Annotated in this window: 18 protein-coding genes; 7 read left to right on the forward strand and 11 right to left on the reverse strand. The window is 40.6% G+C overall.

From position 1 onward, the window contains the following. Positions 1-4 precede the first annotated feature (4 nt). Positions 5-2,239, reverse strand: a complete 2,235-nt coding sequence (locus tag RMZ95_RS12660; protein WP_322683851.1) for a hypothetical protein — start codon at positions 2,237-2,239, stop codon at positions 5-7. A gap of 534 nt (positions 2,240-2,773) precedes the next feature. Continuing rightward, on the reverse strand, positions 2,774-4,849 hold the full coding sequence (locus RMZ95_RS12665; protein ID WP_322683852.1) for an outer membrane protein assembly factor: 2,076 nt from the start codon (positions 4,847-4,849) through the stop codon (positions 2,774-2,776). Between the two features lie 243 nt (positions 4,850-5,092). Here RMZ95_RS12665 and RMZ95_RS12670 point away from each other — a divergent pair, with 243 nt between their 5' ends. Further along, complete coding sequence (locus RMZ95_RS12670; RefSeq protein ID WP_322683853.1) at positions 5,093-6,457, forward strand: lipid-A-disaccharide synthase-related protein; 1,365 nt, start codon at positions 5,093-5,095, stop codon at positions 6,455-6,457. Positions 6,458-6,535: 78 nt separating this feature from the next. Here the strand turns inward: RMZ95_RS12670 and RMZ95_RS12675 are convergent, their stop codons facing one another. Continuing rightward, positions 6,536-7,258 (reverse strand): response regulator transcription factor, encoded by a 723-nt coding sequence (locus RMZ95_RS12675; RefSeq protein ID WP_104908003.1) that lies wholly within the window; start codon positions 7,256-7,258, stop codon positions 6,536-6,538. Between the two features lie 1,260 nt (positions 7,259-8,518). Between RMZ95_RS12675 and RMZ95_RS12680 the strand changes: the two genes are divergently transcribed. Next, on the forward strand, positions 8,519-9,868 hold the full coding sequence (locus RMZ95_RS12680; RefSeq protein WP_322683854.1) for an ATP-binding protein: 1,350 nt from the start codon (positions 8,519-8,521) through the stop codon (positions 9,866-9,868). A gap of 16 nt (positions 9,869-9,884) precedes the next feature. After that, positions 9,885-11,009 carry a hybrid sensor histidine kinase/response regulator gene (locus RMZ95_RS12685; protein ID WP_322683855.1) on the forward strand — a complete coding sequence of 375 codons (1,125 nt, stop codon included), beginning with the start codon at positions 9,885-9,887 and terminating at the stop codon, positions 11,007-11,009. Between the two features lie 553 nt (positions 11,010-11,562). Here RMZ95_RS12685 and RMZ95_RS12690 read toward each other — a convergent pair. Both RMZ95_RS12690 and RMZ95_RS12695 read right to left on the reverse strand, forming a co-directional pair. Next, positions 11,563-13,314 carry a ShlB/FhaC/HecB family hemolysin secretion/activation protein gene (locus RMZ95_RS12690; RefSeq protein ID WP_409882539.1) on the reverse strand — a complete coding sequence of 584 codons (1,752 nt, stop codon included), beginning with the start codon at positions 13,312-13,314 and terminating at the stop codon, positions 11,563-11,565. Between the two features lie 508 nt (positions 13,315-13,822). Next, complete coding sequence (locus RMZ95_RS12695) at positions 13,823-15,598, reverse strand: SWIM zinc finger family protein (protein WP_322683865.1); 1,776 nt, start codon at positions 15,596-15,598, stop codon at positions 13,823-13,825. Positions 15,599-16,026: 428 nt separating this feature from the next. Here RMZ95_RS12695 and lpdA point away from each other — a divergent pair, with 428 nt between their 5' ends. From lpdA to RMZ95_RS12715, 4 genes are all read left to right on the forward strand, one after another. Then, the gene (lpdA, locus tag RMZ95_RS12700; RefSeq protein WP_322683857.1) at positions 16,027-17,451 is read left to right on the forward strand and encodes a dihydrolipoyl dehydrogenase; all 1,425 of its coding nucleotides are present in this window, start codon (positions 16,027-16,029) and stop codon (positions 17,449-17,451) included. A gap of 111 nt (positions 17,452-17,562) precedes the next feature. Beyond that, on the forward strand, positions 17,563-18,453 hold the full coding sequence (gene trpC / locus RMZ95_RS12705) for an indole-3-glycerol phosphate synthase TrpC (RefSeq protein WP_322683858.1): 891 nt from the start codon (positions 17,563-17,565) through the stop codon (positions 18,451-18,453). Positions 18,454-18,695: 242 nt separating this feature from the next. Beyond that, a complete protein-coding gene (locus RMZ95_RS12710; protein ID WP_069072137.1) occupies positions 18,696-18,947 on the forward strand; it encodes a DUF5340 domain-containing protein in 252 nt (83 codons plus the stop codon). A gap of 117 nt (positions 18,948-19,064) precedes the next feature. Beyond that, a complete protein-coding gene (locus RMZ95_RS12715; RefSeq protein ID WP_322672108.1) occupies positions 19,065-19,733 on the forward strand; it encodes a carbonic anhydrase in 669 nt (222 codons plus the stop codon). A 420-nt stretch (positions 19,734-20,153) separates the two neighbouring features. Here RMZ95_RS12715 and RMZ95_RS12720 read toward each other — a convergent pair whose 3' ends face one another. From RMZ95_RS12720 to RMZ95_RS12745, 6 genes are all read right to left on the reverse strand, one after another. Next, positions 20,154-20,312, reverse strand: a complete 159-nt coding sequence (locus RMZ95_RS12720; protein ID WP_322672109.1) for a YqaE/Pmp3 family membrane protein — start codon at positions 20,310-20,312, stop codon at positions 20,154-20,156. A 141-nt stretch (positions 20,313-20,453) separates the two neighbouring features. Further along, positions 20,454-20,801 carry a translation initiation factor gene (locus RMZ95_RS12725; protein WP_322672110.1) on the reverse strand — a complete coding sequence of 116 codons (348 nt, stop codon included), beginning with the start codon at positions 20,799-20,801 and terminating at the stop codon, positions 20,454-20,456. Between the two features lie 216 nt (positions 20,802-21,017). Further along, positions 21,018-21,512, reverse strand: coding sequence for an ureidoglycolate lyase (locus RMZ95_RS12730; RefSeq protein ID WP_322683859.1), 495 nt, complete (start codon positions 21,510-21,512; stop codon positions 21,018-21,020). A gap of 114 nt (positions 21,513-21,626) precedes the next feature. Beyond that, a complete protein-coding gene (locus RMZ95_RS12735; protein WP_322672112.1) occupies positions 21,627-22,646 on the reverse strand; it encodes an RpoD/SigA family RNA polymerase sigma factor in 1,020 nt (339 codons plus the stop codon). 1,323 nt (positions 22,647-23,969) lie between these two features. Beyond that, entirely contained in the window at positions 23,970-24,401 is a 432-nt protein-coding gene (locus RMZ95_RS12740) for a bifunctional diaminohydroxyphosphoribosylaminopyrimidine deaminase/5-amino-6-(5-phosphoribosylamino)uracil reductase RibD (RefSeq protein ID WP_322683860.1), read from the reverse strand. 72 nt (positions 24,402-24,473) lie between these two features. Beyond that, the gene (locus RMZ95_RS12745; RefSeq protein ID WP_322683861.1) at positions 24,474-24,860 is read right to left on the reverse strand and encodes a hypothetical protein; all 387 of its coding nucleotides are present in this window, start codon (positions 24,858-24,860) and stop codon (positions 24,474-24,476) included. Between the last annotated feature and the right edge of the window lie 269 nt (positions 24,861-25,129).

Consider the following 25,129-nt stretch of genomic DNA (forward strand, 5'->3'; position numbering starts at 1 on the left):
TCCCTTATTTGATGCGGTGTAATTTGACCTGAAAATCTTCACCACCACTCACAATCATGGTTCCTTGATTGGTTTTCAAGTCGATACTATTGATTTTTTTAGAGCTTTGGTAAATTGTTTTACCTTCTGCTGCTCTTGTTTTGTCAAGCTTATGTTCGGGAGTTAAATACCAAATTACGACTCGTCCATCATCGCCACCACTTACTAAGAGACTCCCATCGTCACTAAATGCTAGAGTCCGCACAGAAGTTTTTGATGCTGACCAACGGTCTAGTTGTAAACAATTAAGTTCATTTACTTTTTCTAGCGGATTCGGATTTTTGAGAGTTTGACACTGATTTAAATCCCAAATGGTAATAAATCCCGCAGAATCAGAAGTTGCGAGGATTTTTCCTGTTGAGTCAGGAACAAAAGCTAATCCCCAAATATAATCTTCAGGCCCAACTAATGGGTCTAGTTTTTCTAGATTTTGCACCGATAAACTTGGAAATTGTTTATTAGATTGAGTTTGATTCCACTGCCACAATATAAAACGCTTAAAGTTTCCAGCAATTACTAGAGTTTTTGCATCTGGGCTGAGATTTAATGCCCGGACTTGGAAACCTGAGAGTTTCAATCTACTTTGTACGTCAATAACTTGGGGTTCTGGCAGAAAATCGCTGTTAGGTGCTGGTCTTGACCATAGTCTGACTTTACCACTACCATAGCCACTGAATAAGTTAAGTGAGTTTGAGGTGAAAGCTAGGTCAAAAACGCGATCGCCTTTTGCTTTAGGATCTTTAAGGTCTTGAAGTTGGCTAATTTTGGCACCTGAAGGGACATCTCTAAGTTCAATTACACCATTATCTAAACCAACAGCAGCGCGATTATTTTGTAACGGCATGAAGCGCAAGACTTCTACAGCATCATCAGTAATCGCCATCAAGCCTTTAGGCTGTTGTGCTTGGTCGCAAGCAAGGGGTTGCCCAGAATATTTTACTGTATCATCAGGGTCTAGGCTATCAGCACCAATTCTCCAAAGTCTTAAGGTGCAATCATCTGAGCCACTGACCACAGATAAACCAATGCCACTAAAGCGGACTGAGTTAACAGAACGGGTATGCATTACACCTTTTGGTTGCAAGATTAATGCGAGGAGTGCGGCTAATAGTGCGATCGCAGCCAATTGTAGCCATAAAGGTATAATTGGCAGAGTCTCTACTTCTAATGTCTGCGTGGCTGGGTCTGTACTGCCTAAACGTTGATCCGATAATTCCGATTTAGCCTCTAATAATAGAGTTTTGCCGATTCCAATCCAAGGACGTTTTGTTTTAACATCGAGAATGACTTTACTTGTCTCTCCTAGATGCAGATTAGCAGTTTCGGGAAGCTTTTTAAAACTGCATTTTCGCCAGTCTCTACCCTGCACTTGTACATTAATTTGTTGGTTGAGATTGCTAGCGTTTTTAAATAGTAATTCAAAGGAAGCTGTATCAGATTTCCAGTCAGGCAACCATGCCGATTTATTGGGGATTTTCAGGTGTTTTTCGGTGGTAGTAAAGTCTATAAAACCCACTGGCAAAACTTCAATATTGCCTTCAGCATTAGTTGGATAACCATTATTGCTAACAGCTTCAATAGTAAAAGGGTAATTTTGACTGGGCGCTTGCACTACAGAAGGAGGTTGGCATTGGAATGTAGCTTCTGCTAAACCACCTGGATCTAAGGGTAATCGGCGTTCTGCACTGCCAGCCAGCCAAGACGGATCGACGCCTGTAAAACGTAGTATTACCTCAGTTGGTTGCTGCCCCAAGTTCCGCACCCGTACTGGTATATCGACAGAATTGCGGGGATAAACTTGGAACTCTCGTACAGGTAATTCTACACTTAAATGTGTTGGTCTGTTGTCTCGCTCGATTTTCAGGCGTAGCACAAGTCTGGACTGTTGTGCTAATTGCGGTGAAAAAATGTTTACCATCAGGTTGACAGTACCAACAAATCCCGGCATGGGTGTATTGAATACGAAAACTTGGAAGATGGTACTACTGCCTGGTGGCTTGGCTGCCGCTACCTCTGGTTCAAGTCTATACCAGCGATATCCTGTGTTGCGGATTTCTCCTGCCGCAGTAATTTCTATCTGAAAATTGACGAAGCGATCGCTGTCATTATTAACAGTTACCTCAAATGATACAGGAGTATCACCTGGACGAAAGATTAGGTTTTGAGTAGAAAGGCTGGCATTAATAACACTTTTTTCCATGCTATTACTTATAATATTTTTTTATATTCTGCATGACTAGCGCTATTAAAAAATTAATGTCTCGTGAAAACGTGACAATAGCTTTTTTTCTTTGATTATTGAAATTTATATACTATTAAATATTGTGTAATAAATTGGCCAATTTATAAAAGTCATTTTCAAAGGCGATCGCTAATACATATACAGCAGAATTCAGAATTCAGGAGTAATATCATGTCCGCATAATTAGTTATGCTAACCACAGTCATTACACCCCACCCCCAACCCCTCCCCGCTCTTCGGGAGGGGAGACAAGGCGTAGCTTTGGCGGGGTGGGGTTCTTCGGGTTTAATAAGCAATCAAGCGGACATGATATAAAACACGCTTTATACCTGGGTAACAGATTTAGCTTGCTTGTGTACCTCACCAACTTGAAATCTGCTGTATGACCCAAAAACCTTGTAGAGACATAGCACTGCTACGTCTCTACAAGGGTTTCGGATAACGCATATTTAATTTCTGGATATGACTTTCTCAGCAACGCCTGAACTCAAATTAAAATCGCTGCCCAATTCCCAGATGCACTTTGCTTTCTCCCTGGTCGTTAATGCCATAGTCAGCCCGAATTAAGCCTAGTGGTGAATTTAATCGCACTCCCGCCCCATAACCAAAACCATAACCTGGTTTATCCCGTACACCTGCCGGATCTCCTAATACAGTATCACCAGAACCTAAATCTGAGGCGAAGTCGGCAAACAATACACCGCCTACGATTGGTAAGACGGGAAAACGATATTCTGCCGAAGCCAACACATAACTGCGACCACTGCCAACTTCTCCAGAATCGTAACCGCGCACTGAGTTGGAACCACCCAAGTTAAAACTTTCGTAGGGCGGTAAATTCCCAAGGACGGTACCGGCTTGGACATTCACCGCAAATACTTGTGGCTGTTTGCTGTTAAATAACTGCACTGGTAAATACTGGCTGTAGTTGGCTTTGAGGCGATTGAGGGAAATATTACCTTCGCCGATGGGTATAGATTGTTCTGTACTCAGACTTAGAACGGAACCTTGAGTTGGATTGAGGGGATTATCTCGTTTATCTTTGGTGGCGGTGAAGGATACGGTAGTTAGGTCGTCAATACCAGTTCCACTCGCAGAGAGGGGATTGCCCTGAACGTCAGTTGGGGTAATATTACCTTGGCGATCGCGAATACTAGTTCGGGTATAGTTTAATCCTAATGAAGTATTCCAGTCGTCAATTGGTCGCTGCAAGCTGACACCACCGCCAATTTGACCTTCTCGCACTTTATCGCCGTTAGCTAGCTTAATCTTGTCATCAAAGGTTTCCGAAAGTTCCTGACTACGAAAACCATTTACAGTGTAGCCCAAGCGATCGGGGTTAGTTATTCGATAGGGGCTAATAAATTTGGTATTAAATTGTAAGTCTCGGCTACTTACCCCAACATTCACACCTAAAGTATCATTAACACCACCGACATTCTGATCTTGATAGCTGATTGTACCTACCAATCCTTGATCGGCATTGTAACTCCCACCCAAATTAACACCACGCGCCCCAGTTTCTTTGAGTTGGTAAACTAAATCAAGTTTTGTTGCATCACCTTCTAAAGCAACATTCACAGTTTCAAATAAACCAGTCCGATATAGTTGTTGAATGTCTTGTTTAACGACATTTTCTTGGAAAATTTGACCGGGTTTCAACTTGAGTTGTTGTTGTAAGAAATCTGCTTTGGTGCGTCCTCCGACGGGATTTCCCTTGCTATCAAGGGTTTTACCCTCATCGTTGACAAAGCGAAATTTGATATCACTCACCAAACCTTCAGCGACATTCACAGTGAGAATGCCTTGAGAACTGGGTTTAATTGATAGCACCCGTGCTAAGTTATAACCATTGTCGGCGTACCACTTGTTAATTTGTGCTACTGCTTGTTGCAGTCCACTGGGACTAATAGTGGTTCCAATCTGAGATTGCAAACGTTGTTGAGCGACTTGATAGGTAAGTACTTTAGCACCAGATAATTGCAGCGATCGCACAATCACTGGTTGAACTTGGTATACTACATTCAATCCAGCCTGAGTGCTAAAGCTATTCACACTGACACTACTAAATAAACCTGTATTTAAAATTGCTGTTACATCTTTTTGTAGCTGGCTTTGACTGGTTTCTCCACCCACCTGGGTTTTTATTACCTGGCCAATGATTTGCTGTAATTCTTGATTGGCTCCCACCATCCGTACATCTGTAGCTCTGACTACCAAATCGCTTTCAGTAGCAGGAGTTTTGGGGGATGAAGGGGAAAAAGAGGGAGTGGGAAGAAGCGTTACTGATGAATTTCCCTTGTCTGTTGATTTTAAGACTACTGGGGAATTTTTGTTTGCACCTGTTTGCACGGCGACAGGATTTTGGGAAAATTGTTGTGCAACTATAGTTTCTGGGGAAGCAATTGTCTCTACCCGTGCGGGAGTGTCTTCAATTATCGGTACCACCAAGTTACCAGCTTTTGCAGTTGGAGTAACGGTTTTAGCAGGTGCAGCCGTTGCTTGCTGAGTAATATTGCCAGTAGCTAATGTAGCTAATGTAAAAATTGCAGTAGCAGAAACTCGCATAAATATTTAACCTAATTAACTGGGAGTTATACTAATTTTGGATTTTAGATTTTAGATTTTTGATTAAAAGTATTGACCAAAAGGCTGTTCTAGAAATTTCAAACAATTACATTCCTATCCAAAATTGGTATTAGTTGTAGGGAAGTAAAGGAATAGGGAAATACTAACTTCCAGCTTCCTTGTCGATTTCTCTATTTATACCTCTTACCCAAACAGACAGTTAATTTTGATATTTTGTTTCTTATGAGTAATCTATCTCGGTCATCTTTAGCTTCTAACTCCCAATCCGCAACTTCTCCTTTGCGGTTACTTGTATTAAGTAATGGTCATGGGGAAGATGCGATTGCAGTTCGGATTTTGCAAGAACTCCAACGACAACCAAACCCACCAGAGATATTTGCTTTGCCTCTAGTGGGTGAAGGACGTGCTTATGAACAGTTGGATATCCCCTTTATCGGTTCAGTCCTGAATATGCCTTCTGGCGGCTTTATTTATATGGATGGCCGCGAATTAGCGCGGGATGTACGCGGTGGTTTATTGCAACTTACCCTCAGCCAAATTAAAGCTATTCGCCGTTGGGTAAGTTCCCAAAAAAAATTAGGTAATAGAAGAGCGATTTTAGCAGTAGGAGATATTTTGCCGCTGTTGTTTGCAACATTTAGTGGCGCTAATTATGCTTTTGTCGGTACGGCAAAATCTGAATATTATGTGCGAGATGAAGCTGGATTATTACCACGAAAATCTAAAGACGCGGGTTGGGAAAACTTTTCTGGTTCAGTTTACCATCCTTGGGAACGTTGGTTAATGAGTCGTCGTCGTTGTAAGGCTGTGTTCCTTAGAGATGCGCTGACCACAGAAACATTAAAACAATGGCCAATTCCAGCTTTCTATTTGGGTAATCCCATGATGGATGGTCTAGAATCGAGGTTTTCACGCCAACAATTTTATAGTCAGAATATCCAACAGCAAGAGACAGTTCGACCTTTTGTAGTGACTCTTCTTCCTGGTTCTCGTCCGCCAGAAGCATACGCCAACTGGGAAACAATTATGATTGCTGTATCTGCATTGATGACAAGTTTTCAACAGCGAGATTCAATCTTTTATAGTTCTAACAAAGTAGTGTTTTTAGGTGCGATCGCTCCTGGTTTAGACTCTAATATTTTATCCCAAAGTGTACAATCCCAAGGCTGGCGCGCTGAATCAGCATCTCCTATCAAACTAAGCGATCCAAATGTCTTGACATTTAAACAAAGAAATGCTTATCTGCTATTAACACAACAAGCCTATAATGATTGCTTGCATTTGGGAGATTTAGCGATCGCAATGGCAGGTACAGCCACAGAACAGTTTATCGGTTTAGGCAAACCTGCGATCGCAATTCCCGGTAATGGCCCACAATATAACCTTGGCTTTGCTGAATCTCAAAGTCGTCTACTGGGATCGTCTTTGATTTTAATCGATCGACCAGCAGATGTAGCGAAGGTTGTACAATCCCTATTCAAAAACCCTGATAATTTGCAAATTATTGCTGAAAATGGTGGGCGACGTATGGGTAAACCGGGAGCAGCACTACGTATTGCTAATTGCTTGCGGGAAAAATTGGGATAATGGGCAGTGGGTATGGGGCATTGTGGCAGGTTATTCTCCTTATCCCCTAGTCCCCTTATCTCCCTTGTCCCTAATTCCTCACGCCACCAACCCCGAACGTAAGGCCCTCACAGCAGCTTGGGTACGGTCATCAGCACATAGTTTATTTAAAATATTACGAACATGGGTTTTTACAGTACCAACTGTAATGTAAAGTTTCTCGGCAATTTGACCATTGCTACACCCAGCTACAATCAACTCGAGGATTTCCAGTTCCCGTTGAGTCAGAGGGTATGTTTCCAAAACTTGCTCGTATTCTGTCGCCAGCGCTTCAATTTTGACAGTCTTCGGCTTGTCAGAACCTTGACTTTCTCCAGGAATACCTTGGCGCATCTTCCGCAATACCACGTTGGCAATTGCCGGATCGATCCAAGAGTTACCGCCGTGAGTTGCTTGAATTGCCTCAGTTAATTTACTGATGCTGGTTTCTTTCATATAATAAGAATCAGCGCCAGCTGCGAAGGCTGCAAGTACGGCATCCTCTGTATGATCCATTGTCAAGATCAGAATCTTTGTAGTAGATTGCCCATTTTCAGCCTGGGAGCGTTTAAATTTACGAGTGAGTTCGATGCCATCCATGTCAGGCAAGCCGATATCTACTACCGCTACATCTGGCTTTGCCGTTTCTAAAAGTTTTAACCCTTGAGTAGCATTTGCCGCTTCCCCAATTACTTTCAATGCACTATGAGACTGTAATGCTGCTCGTAGCCCCATTCGCGTTAAGTCATGATCTTCAATTAAAATAATACTAATTTCATTCATTGCTACACTCACTCTTGCGCTGTTTGCATCTTTCAAAATATTGCCTTTTGTAACTATTATCTATTATTTTCCCAAACTCAAGATAGATGATATTTCAACCTGTCTGCATCCACCGATAGAAATAACAAGTAGCCAAAATTTTTACATTTAGATAGAGGACAAATCTAGCTGGAGATATATAGATACTTACACAAAAAGTATGAAATATTGAAACGAATGCCAAATTGCTGTTCCTTGCTGATAATTCAGCTTTGAATTGTCATGTTGCATCCGTTAATTACTATTATTTTGGAGCAAACTTTAAAAAAAGCTTACGAAAATGAAAAAATTACACCGTGTGAAAGTTGCTTTACGAGAAAGTAAAAGATGGTTGGGAACGATTTTTAATCAAACCTTTGGATTCATCCGATTGATAGAGCCAATAGAGATCGTCATAGAAGGAAGGGAATCAGCCAGCGTTAAAATTTTCTGAAATCATAAACAACAAAGTAATTAGTAGTCCTTTGTAACGAACTTATCCGTCTGACTTTTCACAGGATATAATACAAGCCGCTCTGTGCGAACCTCTTCCCTTTTAGGTTTTGAATTTTTGCCTAACTTTTGTCGGGAACCTTTCTTCGGAATTAAACTTTGGTAATTTTGCGAACATCTATAAGGTCAATATACCTGGATAAATACTAACACAGATGTGGCGATCGCTAAGAAAATTGTCGAATTTTCAGGAGGTAGGATTACTTCAAATTCACAAATAGGTATAGATAGTACTTTTTTATTTATTTAGTCTAACTAACCTGATAGTAAAACTGTTCAAGCTTATGGTACACGATAATGGGATGCAACTCTCACCAATGACTGACGACGGTGGCTTCCTCACTCATCTACAATTGTTTTAAGCTTGGTAAAGTATTTTATTTTACTTTATATCAGTGGTGTCTGGTTGTTAATTACTAATTTTTGCAGGACATTGGTCATTTGTTAGGAGTTTAGTTACCATCTGGTAAATTAACCAGATTGAATATCCAACAGACTCAATTCAACCCAAGGAAAGACTCGAAGGAGCGACCGACATACTACTAACGGAGGATAACGAAGTTAATGTGATGAATATCAAGCAGGTATTAAAGTGGATCTTATGCAAAATATCTTAATCAATCAAATTACAGGTTTTAGATGAAGGGAAATTTTATATTCTTTAGTTTGATAATCTAAAAAGATAAATATTATACATCAACCTATGTTTGGCGGCGAAAGTTAAAACCGATGGAAGAGACGCTGAAAATTTTGGTTGTAGACGATGACGAAGTAGACCGGATAGCAATCTGTTCTGCCCTGACTAAAGCAGGTGTTCAGATAGAACTGTCTGAAGTAGGCAATGGTAATGAAGCATTCTCTGTCTTAAGCATTACTACTTACGATTGTGTTTTCCTCGACTATCGTTTACCAGATCGGGACGCACTAACCTTGATTCAACAGCTACGTTCTTCAGAAATTAAAGTTCCTTTAGTAGTTTTAACTGGTCAAGGAGATGAACAAATTACTCTCGAATTATTGAAAGCTGGTGCTACAGACTATCTCTCTAAGTCTAGAATATCCCCAGAAAGTTTGTCGCAAGTTTTACGGAGTGCGATTCGGATTTATCAAGCACAAATGCAGGTCGATTTGGCAAACCAGCACCTTAGAGAAACTCATGAACAACTCATTTGTAAGAACCAAGAATTGGAGAGACAACAGCAACAGATTCAAATGCAAAACTTCAAGTTATTGGAGGCATCACGTCTAAAATCACTTTTTTTGGCAACTATTTCCCACGAACTTAGAACGCCGATGAATGCGATTATTGGTTTTTCACAAATACTCTTGCGTCCTAAGTTCGGTCAACTAACGCACCAGCAAGCAGATATGGTTGAGCGCATTTTGAATAATGGGAAGCATTTACTGATGCTACTCAATGAAGTTCTCGACTTTTCCAAGCTGGAGGGAGGAGGATTAGATCTAAAGGCAGAAAGATTTGATATATCAAAGGTAATCAATCTCGTTGTCAGTGAAATGCGTTCCCTAGCTGATGCTAAAAATCTTTCATTGTTAGTACAAACCGATTTGCAAAATCCTTTGATATTTAACGATTCAGTTCGTGTCAAACAGATTTTGATTAACTTGCTCTCCAACGCCATTAAATTCACAGAGTCTGGTGAAATCTGGGTTGAGGTTAAGGAACTACCTGGAAATCGAGTAGTAATTATCGTTCAAGATACAGGTATAGGCATAGCTCCCAGAGATTTTAAACATATTTTTGAAGCATTTCGGCAAGTCGATCAAACTATCACTCGCAAATATCCAGGTACAGGTCTGGGTTTGGCAATTATAGATTCGCTAGTGCGAATGATGGGCGGTAAAATATTTCTTGAGAGTAAATTGGGGGTGGGTTCAATGTTTAAAATTGAATTGCCACGTCAAATTACATTACCGACTGTAGCAGCAAATGCTCCAGCTTCACAGTTAGATAACGATGATTTTTTTTCTCCTGCGCAAAATCCTCATCAGTCACCTTCTCAAGCCAGAAAAGCACCAATAGAATATCCTAAATTTAAAAATTACTTCCAGAAAAACTGATACAAATTTATAAATCATGTCTGTAGTTGAAAATAATAAAATTTATCGGATATTAGCAGTTGACGACACTCAAGATAATCTGATTTTGGTTCAAGCCATTTTAGAAAGTGAGGGGTATGAAATTGATTTGGCTTCAGATGGAATAAAAGCTTTACGGAAAATTGAGCAATCTCCACCCGATCTGATTTTGTTAGATGTAATGATGCCGGGGATAGATGGCTATGAAGTCACACGTCGGATTCGGAATAACCCTGCAATTTCTTATATTCCAATTCTATTAATTACTGCCTTTCATCAATCCAGCGTTGTCGAAGGTTTGGATGCTGGTGCTGACGATTTTATTCGTAAACCATTTGATACTGATGAACTACTAGCAAGGGTGCGATCGCTATTACGTCTCAAGCACAGTCTGGACGAACAACAAAAAATGGCCCGCCAACGGGAAGATTTTGTTTCCCGTCTGACTCATGATTTACGAACTCCCCTAGTAGCCGCCGATCGCATGTTGAATTTGTTTGAAATGGAAACATTCTGCAAAATTTCGCTGGAAATGAAACAAGCGATCGCAGTCATGATTCGCAGTAACCAAAATCTGATGGAAATGGTCAACACCCTATTAGAAGTCTATCGCTTCGAGGCGGGTAAAAAAACCTTGAATTGGGAGGAATGTGATTTATGTGAGATAGCTCAAGAAGTAGTCAGCGAACTAAGTCCTCTAACTAATGAAAAAGGCTTGACTCTGGAAATTGATACCCATCAATTAGATCCACTGAGTCCAAACGCTGCTATTATCATGGGCGATCGTTTGGAATTACGGCGAGTGTTAAACAACCTGATTGCAAATGCCATCAAATTTACAGATACAGGAGGCATAACAATCCGCATTTATGAAACATCATCTAATCCAGGAGATCCAGATTCGGTAATACTTGAGGTAGAAGATACAGGATATGGAATTGCGCCAGAAGATCGGGCAACAATTTTCGAGCGATTTCGCCAAGGCAGAAATAAACGTTCGGGTAGTGGCTTAGGACTACATCTATCCCATCGCATTATAGAAGGGCACGCAGGAACTATCAAGGTCGCTTCTGAAGTAGGGAGAGGTAGTTTATTTACTGTGCAACTACCTAAAAATACTTAAGTTATTCTCCTTCACCACCGATTATTTTGCGGATATCTCCCAAGAAATTACATTTATAGCAGAAGGCAGGAGGCAGGAGGCAGAAGGCAGAAGGTAAAACTATTGCTATTTCTAGCATTCACGCTTGTCATTATGTCCTAACCTATGTGACTACCGCTATAATTTTGGATGTATTTTGATGCACCCAGCAAAAATAAAATTAGCTTAAATTATTTAGTTTAAATTATATAGATTAATTACAGCAGCATTTGAAGGTTAATCCAATCAAAATATTGCCAGATAACTTGCCTCTTCCAATATTTGTATACTCCCAACGGTAGATGTATTGCTCGACTAAAATAACTAAATCTACTTTTGTATCATTCTATAGATAGTAGAAATAACTATTTGACAAAGTTATTATTCAACCTATTAATGCCTGAAAAACGTGTATGCACCCTGGAATCATAACCCAGGGTCTTTTTTATAAAAACCTAGATAATCATCATTTTTTCATCATTGACTACTGTCCATGTCCACCCTATTAAGAGTTGAGGGTAGACATAAACAGCAGTTAAAAAGGATTATAAAGTAAACTAAAATACAGACCGTTTTCTTGTAATGTTCTCTCATTTGAGTTAACAGATACCAAAGGAATACCCCAGTCAAGACGAACGGTGAAGCGATCGCCCTGTGCCCAACGCAACCCCAGACCAACAGCAGCTAAAGTATTGCGATCGGTATTCTCTTTACCAGAACTGTTCCAGCCAACACCAAAATCCACAAAGGGGATAACCTGTAAGATGCTATTTATCTGAGGTAAGCGCAGAATCGGTACTTGAACTTCCGCAGAAACAAAAGTACCATTATCCGTCAGCAGATAATCTTGACGGTAGCCGCGAATGCTATCCTGCCCACCTAAGCCAAACTGCTCTATAGGCAAAAGTGTTGTAGATGCAAGTTGCGTATTTAAACGTAATAATAGTAAGGTTTCAGGAGCTAAAAGGCGGGCCCACTGTGCTTGCCCTTGCCAAGCAAAAAAACGGCTATCAGGAGCATCTTGATTAACCGTGGCATTCAACACATCTATGCCCAAACTGAATTGAGAGCGTAGGGCGATGACTTCCCGGCTGTTACGACTCGTCCATTCTTGAAAAACTCGCAACGCAGATACCCTAGTGCGTCCCTCATTATCAGCGCCAGGTGAAAGTAAAGAGGGGGGAGCTGGTGGGTTCTCTCTCTGTAGTATCCACGAGATATCACTTTCGCGTCGGGAAGCTGTTAACCCCAGAGCGAATTCTTGTGTAGGAGTTTGGATTATTGGCTGGCGGAATGTCAGTTCGTAGTAGCGAGAAGCCGATTCGATATCTAGGAAGTCGAAAGGAGGCTCAATGACATTACTTGACGTAGTGCCATAGTTAAAGGTAAGCGTTCCGTTGCGGGGATTGAGAGGCAACGTGTAGCTAGCATCAAAGGAATTGCTACCATCGGTATTAGTGTAGCCTACACTCAGACCATCTCCCAATCCGAGTAAGTTGGCTTCATTCAATCTTAACCCGCGTCGGAAACTGCCAACACTGGGCGATCGCCCATTATCAAGAACTATTTGACCGCTAAAGGTTTTTGCCTCACTGATTTTAACTTCTAAAAGACTCGTACCCGTTTGCGATCCTGCTGAGAGTTCAGCAGTCACGTTTTTAATCAAAGGATTAAGTTGCAAAAGTTGCAGGGCTTCTAATAAACGCTGGCGATTCAGAGGTGGTGATGTCGCGATTGCTAGTCGGCTACGGACATAATTCGGATTCAGCCGCCGAGTCCCAGTTACCTGAATATCTTCTAATTTACCTTCGACCACCTGAATTTTAAGAACACCAGATTGGATTGTTTGAGGTGGAATATAAGCACCAGAAGTAATGTAACCATTTTTGACATATAGCTCGGTGATTTTAGAACGTGCTTGATACACTTGGGTCAGTGAGATCGGTCGTTTGGTAAATTCAGCAGTGGCTTTGGCTAATTCTTGGGCACTGAAAACTGTGCTACCAACGACTTCAAAGCGTTCAACAACAATAGTTTGAGGAAAGTTGCCAGGGAGTGGTGTATCAGGTGTAGGAGTTGGGGCAGAGGGTGGAAGTAGTTCTGCTGGTGGGGGGAGTGGCTGTGGCACTTCCGGTGAGGGAAGTGGTGAAGGTGTTGTGGGTGGTTGGATATCCTGTGGTGGTGGAATTTGTTGTGATAGGATGAAATCACCACTTGGTAATTGTGTAGTATCAACAGCCTGAGCTTGCAGTGGACTTAAAAATGTACTGCTAAGTAATAGAAACATACTCAGCGGTAAGCAGGACACTATAAGATTCTGAGGGTATTTATCAATCATCGCACTGGACTATTTTTGTCAGTAACTATGGGATTATACGGGGACTGCTTCAGATGTGAATCTTACTTCATCTTTTGTCGTTAAAGTTGATGTCTTGAGCAAATCGCAATTTAAAAGCTAAATCATCTGGTGATTGCAGACTTAAAAGTATTAATGAGATATCTGGTGAAATTAAATTAATTATGCGTTGCCCAAAATCCTTGGTAAGCAAAATTTATGTAGTCAAAGGCTTTCCGTACCACTACGTGGAAGCAAACTATGCGTAGTATCTCCGTGCTTTTTTTACAGTTTAAATCTGATACCAAATTTCTGATGAGAGTGTGCTGCAATCAGTAGACGTCTTGCAAAAGTAACTTTTGCCTTGAAGTTGGGGAAAGGTGAAAGGTTAAAGGGTAAGGGAAAATTCCATCCTTTCCCCTTTACCCCCAAGAGTGCAAAAGTGCTTTTTGCAAGAGCTCTACTCCATACCACTTTCCTTAAACATTCCCATCAATTTACGTTTACGAGCGTGAGTTTGCATCAAGTTTTCCCGATAGCTTAACCAGTCAGCTTTCTTCCCAGATTTCAGGTAGGCATTACGCGCCTTTTTCAACCATTCAACCGCGTAATAATAGTATTCGGCTTTACCTGCATCCATAATTTTTTCGGCACGGCGACGAGCATTAGCAATTACCCAACCAGGATTATGAGGAATAGCAGCATCCATGACTCGGTGAATTAACTCTGAACGATCGGAACTTAGTTCGCTAGCGATCGCAATTGCATCATCAATTAGCCCTTCATACAAGAATATATCCACCTTGGCTGATTCTGTTCCCCAACCATTATAAGTACGGACAATTCTCAGCAGGTCTGTTTTGACACTTTCCCAGTTTTCCCCAGCCAATTCTGCCATCTTTTGGTAATCCACAAAGCAGGGCTTCATTTGAAAAGCCGCCTTGATTGCTGATAAAGCAGCTTCACTATTACCTAATTTAATAGCTAAATCACTTGTCCAAATTGCCAATTCATACTGACAATTACCCGGTAAATTTAATCCACTCTCGGCTATATCTAGTGCTTGCTGTAATGCTCCCTGAACGCTGAGTGTTTGGGCTAGGGCAAAGGCTTCTTCCATTGAGTTCATCTGGGTTTGAGCAGCATCAATTGCTTCTTCCACCCTGCCTAAACGCCCCAACATTGTCAGATATTGCTGGGTTTGCCCTTCCGCTTCTGCTAAATACAGGTATTCTTGATAACGTTCTTGACGTTCGAGAATTTTCAGGCGAATTAATGCCAAATCATCAGCATAATCTGGTACGTCTTCTTCCCATGCTCCCCTTTCAGTAATGTTACCTTGAAGAACTTGTACCAGTGGCGGATAATCCCAACCTTGGCGTAAAGCCTCCATAACTAGACCAAAATCAGCATTCCACTCATCTTGCCAAGCTTCCAAATTTATTTGAATATCAACTTTTTCTTCTGGAGTAAGTTCGGCGATTAGAATTGCTTCACACCAAGCATTATTTAATTCGCCGACAACTTCATCATTTTCAGCGCCGTATTCGGCAACATCATCCCAATTTTCCGCACAGGTAGAGGTAATCGCCTCCAAAATAGCGATCGCATTTTCACCTTCTCCCCGTTCGCTAAAATCTACCGCAGTTTGCACTACACTCAGCAAATCTTCGCCAATCGGGTCATCTTCGTATCCTTCCTCAAAGTAGCGCACGGTATCCTTGAGAATCTGCCGCACTTGCCGCCGAAAGGGAGCCGGATCGAGAGTATTGCGGCGCACGAATTTTATGGTTGTTTGATTGTCAGCAGGATTCGTCATCCAACTTACATGACGGTCAATCGCCTCAATTAGGGGGGGGTATTCCGCTACTAACTCTTGCAGTAGCCTTTGAGTTTCGATATAATTCAGGCGATTTAGTAGTTCTTCCAGGGTGGGGCGCTGCTCAATATTTTCTGAGTTACGCGCACAAACGAGCATCGTCGCTACAATGTGTTTGCACCAACCTTCATAGTTGTAGGCACAGGTGCATTTTACTGAGGTTAACCCACTGCTATCGAAATTCAGGCTGACATGATAAGGTCTAGCTTCAGTGCCTACAACATCTGCCTGAAGCAGATGACCGCGTTGGATAACGGCATTAACAGCACCAGCGTTATAATATGCCTCGCCTCGCTGGAAAGATTTGGCGTTGGCATGACGGCGGATAGTAAATTCACTAATTTGGGGAATAGACATCGAGCGATCGCCTGCGTAAATCTTCTGGATCAATCCTAAATCCAGCTTAGTGTTACGCTAACGCGCTGTAAAGAAAAAGGTGTGGCGATTCTGAATGAGACTGCAATTTCTATTCATTAACTAGCTCAGAACTGGAAATAAGTTTCATTGTCCTGCAAATACTCACTTAATTTATTGTCGCTTTTCTGGGAAAACCAACCCATATAATGAAAATATCCATATTTTCGCCAGAAGTGAGTGAATCATAATTTGAGTTAGCAATACCCAAACCTGAAATCAGTGAACAGTCAACAGTAAACAGTCAGGGTAATGTAAGGTAAGGGATTTAGAGTTCAGCGATAAAACTGATAACTGATAACTGTTAAAAGGGTTGCGCTGATTGTCGGTCAAGTTGAGAATAAATAGGCGAAGCAGACGGGGAAACTAACGTGAGTCAAGGATATGATTACGATTTAGTAATTATCGGCGCTGGTGTAGGCGGACATGGCGCAGCCTTACACGCCGTAAGTTGTGGTTTGAAAACAGCAATTATTGAAGCTGCTGATATGGGAGGAACCTGTATTAATCGGGGCTGTATTCCTTCTAAAGCGCTGCTGGCAGCATCTGGACGTGTGCGGGAGTTACGCAATGCCCACCACCTCAAGTCACTGGGAATTCAAATTGGTAGCGTGGAATTCGATCGCCAAGCGATCGCCAATCATGCTACCAATCTTGTCTCGAAACTTCAAGGCGACTTAACCAACAGTCTTAAGCGTCTAGGGGTCGATATCATTAGAGGCTGGGGAAAAATCGCTGGCGCGCAAAAAATCTCTATTACTGGAGACGGCGGTGAAAAAACCATTACAGCCAAAGACATTATCCTTTCGCCAGGTTCAATTCCTTTTGTGCCTCCAGGGATTGAAGTAGACGGTAAAACTGTCTTTACCAGCGACCAAGGTGTGAAATTGGAATCGCTACCAGAGTGGGTAGCAATTATTGGTAGTGGTTACATCGGCTTAGAATTTTCTGATATTTACTCAGCTTTGGGTTGTGAAATCACTTTGATTGAAGCCCTAGATCAGTTAATGCCAGGATTTGACCGCGATATTGCCAAACTTGCCGAACGGGTGCTAATTACTCCCCGCGATATTGAAACAAAAGTCGGGATATACGCCAAAAAAGTCATTCCCGGTTCACCTGTGGTAATTGAGTTAGCAGATTTCAAAACCAAGGAAGATATAGATGTCATTGAGGTAGATGCTTGTTTGGTGGCTACAGGACGCATCCCAGCGACCAAAAATCTTGGTTTAGAGTCTGTGGGTGTGGAACTCGATCGGCGGAATTTTATTCCAGTAGACGATCGCATGGCAGTACTATCAGCAGGTGAAGTCGTACCGCATTTGTGGGCAATTGGCGATGCTAATGGGAAGATGATGTTAGCACATGCGGCTTCTGCTCAAGGCATCATCGCGGTAGAAAATATAGTTGGGAGGGAAAGAATAGTAGACTATCGCAGCATCCCCGCAGCAGCATTTACCCACCCAGAAGTCAGCTATGTAGGCTTAACTGAAACAGCAGCTAAGGAGTTAGGACAAGCCGAAGGGTTTGAAATTGCCACAAGTAGGAGTTACTTCAAAGGAAATTCCAAAGCGTTGGCAGAAAATGAAGCTGACGGTATTGCCAAGGTGATATATCGCAAAGACACCGGAGAAGTCTTGGGCGTCCACATTTTCGGACTGCACGCCTCAGACTTAATTCATGAAGCCTCAGCTGCGATCGCCAACCGTCAATCTGTGCAAAGTCTCGCACATCTAGTTCACGCCCACCCGACACTCTCAGAAGTCCTGGACGAAGCTTATAAACGAGCCATTTAGTCATTTGTCCTCTGTCATTTGTCCTTTGTCAATAAACAAGGACAAATGATCAATGACAAATGACCAATGACTAATGACAAATGACCAATGACTAATGACTAGTGACTAATTATGCAAATCCGTCGCCGTTCACCTAACCCAGCTATTTCCGTGTCCATGTTACGTTATCAGGCTGCCGTACCTGATGCAGCGCCAAACAATATTTTGGAAGAAATTGTCTGGCATAAAGAAGTAGAAGTTGACCAAATGCGTGAAAGGCTGCCTTTACGGGAATTGCAACATCAAGCACTCTCTGCGCCACCAACCCGTGATTTTGTTGCCGCTTTGCGTCAAGGTAAGACAAAGCCAGCATTGATTGCCGAAGTGAAAAAAGCTTCACCTAGTAAAGGCGTTTTACGAGCAGATTTTGACCCAGTAGCGATCGCCCTGTCTTATCAGCAAGGAGGTGCTAGTTGTCTTTCTGTGCTGACAGATGTCAAGTTCTTTCAAGGTAGTTTTGACAATTTAGCCAAAGTCCGGGCTGCCGTAGATTTGCCCCTACTGTGTAAAGAGTTTGTCATCTATCCTTACCAGATGTACTTAGCGCGGGTTCAGGGTGCAGATGCGATTTTGTTGATTGCAGCTATCCTGAGCGATCGAGATTTGCAATACTTCCTGAAAATTGCTAATAACCTGAAAATGGCAGTTTTGATTGAAGTCCATAGCTTGGCAGAACTTGACCGTGTGTTAGCCTTAGATGGAGTCTCCTTAATAGGTATCAATAATCGCAATTTGGAAGATTTCTCTGTCGATCTGCAAACTACTTGCCAACTTTTGGCTGCAAGAGGTAGACAATTGCAAGAGAAAAATATCCTTGTTGTCAGCGAGTCAGGACTACACAACCCAGAAGATTTAAGTTTAGTGCTGACAGCAGGTGCATCTGCTGTACTCATTGGAGAATCTTTGGTAAAACAAGCAGATCCCGGCGCTGCGATCGCTCGTATATTACCGAGGAATTTTTAAAATAAACATCCACCTGCCCTAAAAGGCGCAGGGCAACTGCACATAATAGTTAAGCAATTGGGCATACTATGCGTATACACGCAGCACTTTGCTATCAAATATCATCAATATCTTTGCCAAATCTTCATTGCTAATCAAACCAAAGCCATAAGCAACTAGTTATTTATTATGTAACAATTTATTAACAAGAAATAAACTGTAACTCATACAAAATCCCAAATATGAAATCAAAAGTTAACTTCATGGAGCAAATTCCTCTACCTTCGCCTATTCACTACGAACTTATACTTCAACTCTTAGAAAGACAAACTATGTTAGCAGTAAATGATAACCCAGATTTACGGCATCAGGTGAATCAGCTAATTATTACTCTCCGTAAAGCTGCTGTACAGCAAAAGCGACTAGAAGAAATTTGCGAGTTTTCCTCTGTAACTATCGATCACCGTTGGTCAATCAACCATCATAACGATAGCAAAGTTGTTGCCCCCGATTGAAAAAGATTGTCATCTTTATAAGATTTTAGTTCAGAGAAAGTTCATCTTGATTTAGACAAAACTGTAGATCGGTTAAAATAAAAAATTGATGAGATTCTCTCTTGAATTTGACGAAAGATGAAATACAACAGCATTGATGAACTCCTCAGAAATAATCAGGCTTGGGTTGCCGAAAAGCTAGCTCTAGATCCAACTTACTTTCAAGAATTATCTAACGGACAAACACCACCTTTTCTATACATTGGGTGTTCTGATAGTCGTCTGGCATTAACAAAATTTACCCGTACAGAACCAGGAGAGCTATTTGTACATCGTAATATTGCCAATCAAGTTTCTCTAACGGATATAAACTTTTTAGCCGTTTTAGAATACGCAATTTTACACCTGAAAGTGGAACACATTATCGTTTGTGGTCATTACGATTGCGGAGGAATTAAGGCAGCTTTAGAAGGGCGAACGATTGGAATTCTTGATAACTGGGTAAATCCAATTCGGGAACTGTATCTACAGAAACAAGAAGAAATTGATGCTTTGCCAACAAGAGAAGAACGTTTGAATCGCTTGGCAGAAATCAATGTTGTGGCGCAAGTGAAAAATATTTATCAAACTTCCATCATGCGTCAGGTACTCCATGAGCGAAAAGCGCCTATGGTTCATGGCTGGGTACTAGATATACACACTGGGTTAATCAAAGATTTAAACGTTTCAACTGTGCAATGGCAATTGCACATTTGCCCCTTGCTTTTAGAGTTTAGACTCTATGCCATGTTAACACATGAGAGTTAATTTGGTATTTTCAGCCACACCGAAGCGTGCATTATAGAGTTGATAAATCGTGTTTTTACAAATCTTATTTAGATATCGAGTTTTATTGGGCAGTGCTTACGTGTATTTAAAAAATAAAATAGTATTTTTAGAGTTTTTTGTTTATTAAAGTAATGTCAAGATCGGGTGATTACTGATAATAAAATCTAGCAATATAAGTTGGATTAAATGTCAGTGAAACTGAACATAAACAAGCATCAAATATTGACTTTTCTCTTTCAAGAGAACCTACAAACATTATAAGTATTAAGTAAACCTGATATTACGAATGAATATAGAACAGTAAATTTCCTAATATTTTTTATAGAGGCAATTCATGAATTGCCTCTATTAGAATTAGTAACACTGATATGGATACGCTTAACCTACTCCGACAAAAAATTATTTCTTCGCAATTATCCACACTGCATGAATAATTCCAGGAATGTAACCAAAAAGCGTCAAAAGTATATTAATCCAAAAGTCTATACCAAAACCTACTTGTAAAAAAACTCCCAAAGGTGGCACGAAAATGGCACACAGAATCCGAACTAAATCCATTTAAACCTCCTGTTTATCTCAGAAAAGACAGCTTGTTGGCAAACTGATTCACCACTGTTCAAGCATATTTGTACATTTCAAAGATAACATTTCCTCTCTTCATCTAGATCGCGGTTTATATACGGTAAACCGCACTCAAGATTAACCACCGCTAATTTTGACTTTGTAACCTAACTTGGTCAAAATCTCAAGAATTTTCTGTTTGTGTTCGCCCTGAATTTCAATTTCGTTATCTTTAAGTGTCCCGCCTGTCCCACACTGGGTTTTTAACTGCTTCACCAAATCTGCTAAGGTTTCCGGTTTGGCTTGAAAACCGCTAACGACTGTGACGGTTTTGCCTTTGCGTCCTTTGCGGGAAGCTTGTACTTTCAAGTTTTGTTGTTGTGGGGGTAGTTCTGGAATTGGTCTTTCTGTGGCGGCGGAGTTGTCGTTGCCAAATTCACGGTAGACAAAGCTTTTGTCAGAAGATTGAGAATTGGAAGAAGACATAAATGAATGTTTAAGAAAAATTTCAAAAGCAGTGGAAAGTTCTACGCAACTATTCTACTGGGATACAATTACTAGGCTAACATTATACTTCTATACATCATAACCAAACTGACGTAATACTTGAATTAATCTTTCCTTCGGTAGAAAGTAGATTGAAATGGTTGAACTGATTCAGGAAAATGGCTTGTATATATCTATAATTAAACCCAATCTCACCTAAACTATCTCAAACTCTACTTGATGACTCTTGAAAAAATCATGGGTGAAATGATCCACCATATTTGTATCAGCTAGTTCCAAATTATAAAAATCCACAGCTTCATGGTCAAAATGGGGGCCAGCGTGCCAAGTGCCCTCATGTAGCTTGATAAAACAATTCCCCGGAATGCGGAAAGCAGTAATCTCTTCTAATGTTGGTTCATTCACATCATTATGAGGAGGACATACTGCAATTAACCAATCCTTCCCTTCTAAAGAACCCAGACATTGAGTGCATTGCATATGGCGAGTAATTTTGTGAAACTTTCGTCCTATTTTCTCCAACCGCATAATATAAAATCGTGGAATCCCGTTTTGCAGGTTTAACTGGGCATCTTCCCCATCGTAAGTTTTGCCATCAAGACTTGCAAAAATAACCTGTCCATAACGCCGAAAGTTTTCAGGAGTCACCCATTGCACTTGCAACTGTTGCACTGTCTTTGATGTGCTCATATCAAATCATTAACAGAGATTATCTAAGTTTATTTTCGCCCATAATGACTGAATTTTACACAGTTATGATGGTGGCTTCCTGAGTTTAAATGCCCTAAATTTGAAAAAATAACCTTAGCTAGCTAGATAACTACGTACTTGTTCTTTTTGGCGCCGGAGGAGACTAAGAGCTTTTTGTTCTATCTGACGCACCCGTTCTCGACTAATACCCATGCGATCGCCAATCTGTGCTAAAGAAAGTTCATACCCATCCGTTAGACCAAAGCGCAGGGTTAATATTTCTCGCTGCTGGGGAGACAGCTTTGCCAATAAGTCTTGTAAGTCTTGGTGGAGAGATTCTTCAACGGCATAATCTTCGGGAGAAGGGCCATCATCCTCCAGTATGTCTTGCAATTCTGTATCTTGTTGTTCGCCAACTCGCGCCTCTAAAGAGAAGGGTTGACGAGCTAAGTACAAACACTCTCGAACTTGGCTAGGTGTCAAAGATAAGGCAGTGGCAATTTCAGCAGTAGTAGGAACGCGACCTAAGTGTTGAGATAATTCTCGCTGTACCCGTTTAATTTTGTTCAGTTTCTCAAAGACGTGGATAGGTAAACGAATTGTACGTCCTTGTTGAGCGATCGCCCGTGTAATTCCTTGACGAATCCACCAGTAAGCGTAGGTAGAAAACTTATAACCAAGGGCGGGATCGAATTTATCTACCCCTCGCTCTAAACCTAAAGTACCTTCTTGAATTAAATCCATAAATTCCAGATTACGGTGCTGGTATTTCTTTGCCACAGCTACCACTAACCGGAGATTAGCCTGAATCATTTTCTGCTTGGCCTGGTGTCCTAAATTTAGCTGTTGCTCTAGCACCTCCACACTTAACTCCACCCGATCTGCCCATTCTTGTAGCGTGGGTTCGTGGTTTAATTTGACAGCCAATTCTTCCTTAGCAGCTAATAAATTCATCATCTGCTGCACTTGTTGGGCAAAAATAACCTCTTGTTCGCGAGTCAACAAATCTACACGCCCGATCTCTTGCAGATAACTACGCACAATATCATCTGTAGATCGAGGCTTTTTATCTGCGGTTAAACTTTTTTTCTTCGTTTTTTGAACTTCGGTATGTGGAGATGTTAAGTTGCTCATGGTTATTTGCTCCTCTGTAACCTCATCAATTTATTGGTATCAAGTCTAGATATTCAGACCCACAGCCATTTCACACTGCTAATCATAGATATCTTGCAAAAGTACTTAACACCCCATCCTTTAATTTCCTTCCCACTTTTGGGGAAGATAGACAAAGCTACGCTTTGGCGAGGTGGGTTTATTAGTTTGTAATTTATGCAAAAGGTCTAATCAATTTGCAACACTGATGAATTCTGGTCTATGATACATTACAAGTTAATTGTTGGAGATAATAAACCCAAAATCAACCTACCCCTTAATAATAACATCATCACCGATCGCAAATCAAATACCTAAAGTATCATTAGCATATCCTTTGAAGTGATTACATTCCTCTATCATTGATTTTTGCATATTTTAAAATACAATTAATAATTAAATTTAGTCTAGTTATCCAATGCGTTTACTGTAAAAGTAAAAAATCCTGAGCCACGATTCTATTTTCTAAGAGATAAATTATTAATACCAACTTTTAAAATATCACAAAAACTTTATTTCTTTAATTTTTCATAGTCTACTTATCAATCAATGTAATCTCATTACATAAAAATTTATTAAGTATAAAATATCCATTTCTTAACTCGTTTTTTTTGTAATACAATCTAAGCATATCAAGCCAGATATATAGTGGGCGATCGCTAAACATGAAAGAACTTCTCCTGCTTCCCTCTTTAATAACCGCTTTCTTTAAGAATCTGGTCAAATACTTTAGTAATGAGGCATCTGGTGAAATTAATTATGCGGTATCCAGAACACTTGCACAGACTAGCACTGCTACATCTGTACATTCATTCTTACTCATATCTCTTTCCTGGGATTTAGGACGATCGAGAAGACGCAGATATCTGTGACAATTGCACTTATGTTATAATTTAACGCAGACATCTGTACTGGATGCGGTATAATCAACTTGATTACTTCTAGAGAAATTTTATGGACTAAAAGTGCTAACAGTGGTAACACTAACATCAAGGATGATACTTGGCAAGACAGTAACACCCGCGATCGCCCTAACTAATATCCTCTTGAAGCGAAAAGATTTTTGTGTAAGGGTATCTAGTTGATTGTTATGCAGCATAGCTTAAACAACAACATTCCCACTTTTTGGAGAAGTCGGAAATAGTCTAAAACTCCTAATGAAGGAATATCTTACAGCTTTCTCGCTTACTAGTTTCAACTTTTAGTTGCACAAAAGCACAGTTATGTATTTACATAGATGGTTGGCTGATTGCAAATATTTTTAGGAAAATGGTATGATATTAAAGTTTTAATCTAACTCTTCAACTATGACTTTAGTAGATATTGGCTAAGAAAAGCATTCACCTCATTGGCACATAACCCAACATTAACTATTTTTCCTGCAATTCTGAGAATATCTAATCCTTTACCATTATTGCGGTGGTCTGGATCGAGTATAGATAAATATATTTCATGTATCCGACAATCTTTAGCGATCGCTAAAGCACATGCAGGTGTGCGTCCATGAAAAGAACAAGGTTCAAGAGTTACATACATTTTCAACTCGTTGAAAGCTTTGCCTTGAATCTGTTTAAGTGCGTCAGCTTCAGCATGGTGTTTTCCTGGTGCTTGCGTGTATCCTTGAGCTACGATCTCTTGGCCATCTACGATGGCACAGCCTACTGGTGGGTTCGGCAAACATTCCGGCAAAGCTTTTCTACTTTGAGCTAAAGCAGCCAGCATAAATATTTCATCCATATTTAAGCGTAAATTATCTAGATAAATCACATTACCAAGAATTAGCTATTTTTTGTTAAAAAAGTTCCCATATCAAAATTTAGTAACTGTCACACTAATACCAGAATCCAGTTTCGGAACCTTAAGATATTCAATTGGTTCAGTACTTGGAGTCTTGATTGGCTCCTGACATTGCTTAAAAAAAGCGCTTGGGTTATTGATGAACTCAAGCGGGTTAATTTTTTGGCATCCTCGCTCCTGCATTAGCGAAATTGATTCAGCAGTTTGTTTTGAATTATTAGTCTGTCCGAGAAAATTACTCCATGTAGTATTAATCGTAGCTGGTTCTGTTAATAAAACTCCAGCGCGATCGCGATCGCCTATTGTTATGGAAACATTTTCTTGATTAGCATAGGCACTCTGACTGAGAGTGAGTGCGCTAATCACAACGGCTAAGATAATAGAAGAGGATTTCATCATTCAATCTCTCAACATTTAATGTCAGGTTAATAATTACAATTGCCTAGATACAAAAACCAAGAAATAGCAGCCTAGCTTGAGTACCTTAGATTAACACAGGTGATAATAAATATAGGGAAACTTCATTAAAAATATAGTGAAATCTAGTAGAATCTAACCAAAGTTTGCCTACGTTGAACAAGTTGCTTGAGCTATTTGTCTGCTTAATTGAGATCTGGAGTTTAGACTAAGCCATGCAAAATGACCCAGCAAGGCTGAGTTAATCAGAG

It is taken from the genome of Nostoc sp. DedQUE07 (assembly GCF_034530975.2).
In the GTDB taxonomy this organism is placed as follows: domain Bacteria; phylum Cyanobacteriota; class Cyanobacteriia; order Cyanobacteriales; family Nostocaceae; genus Nostoc.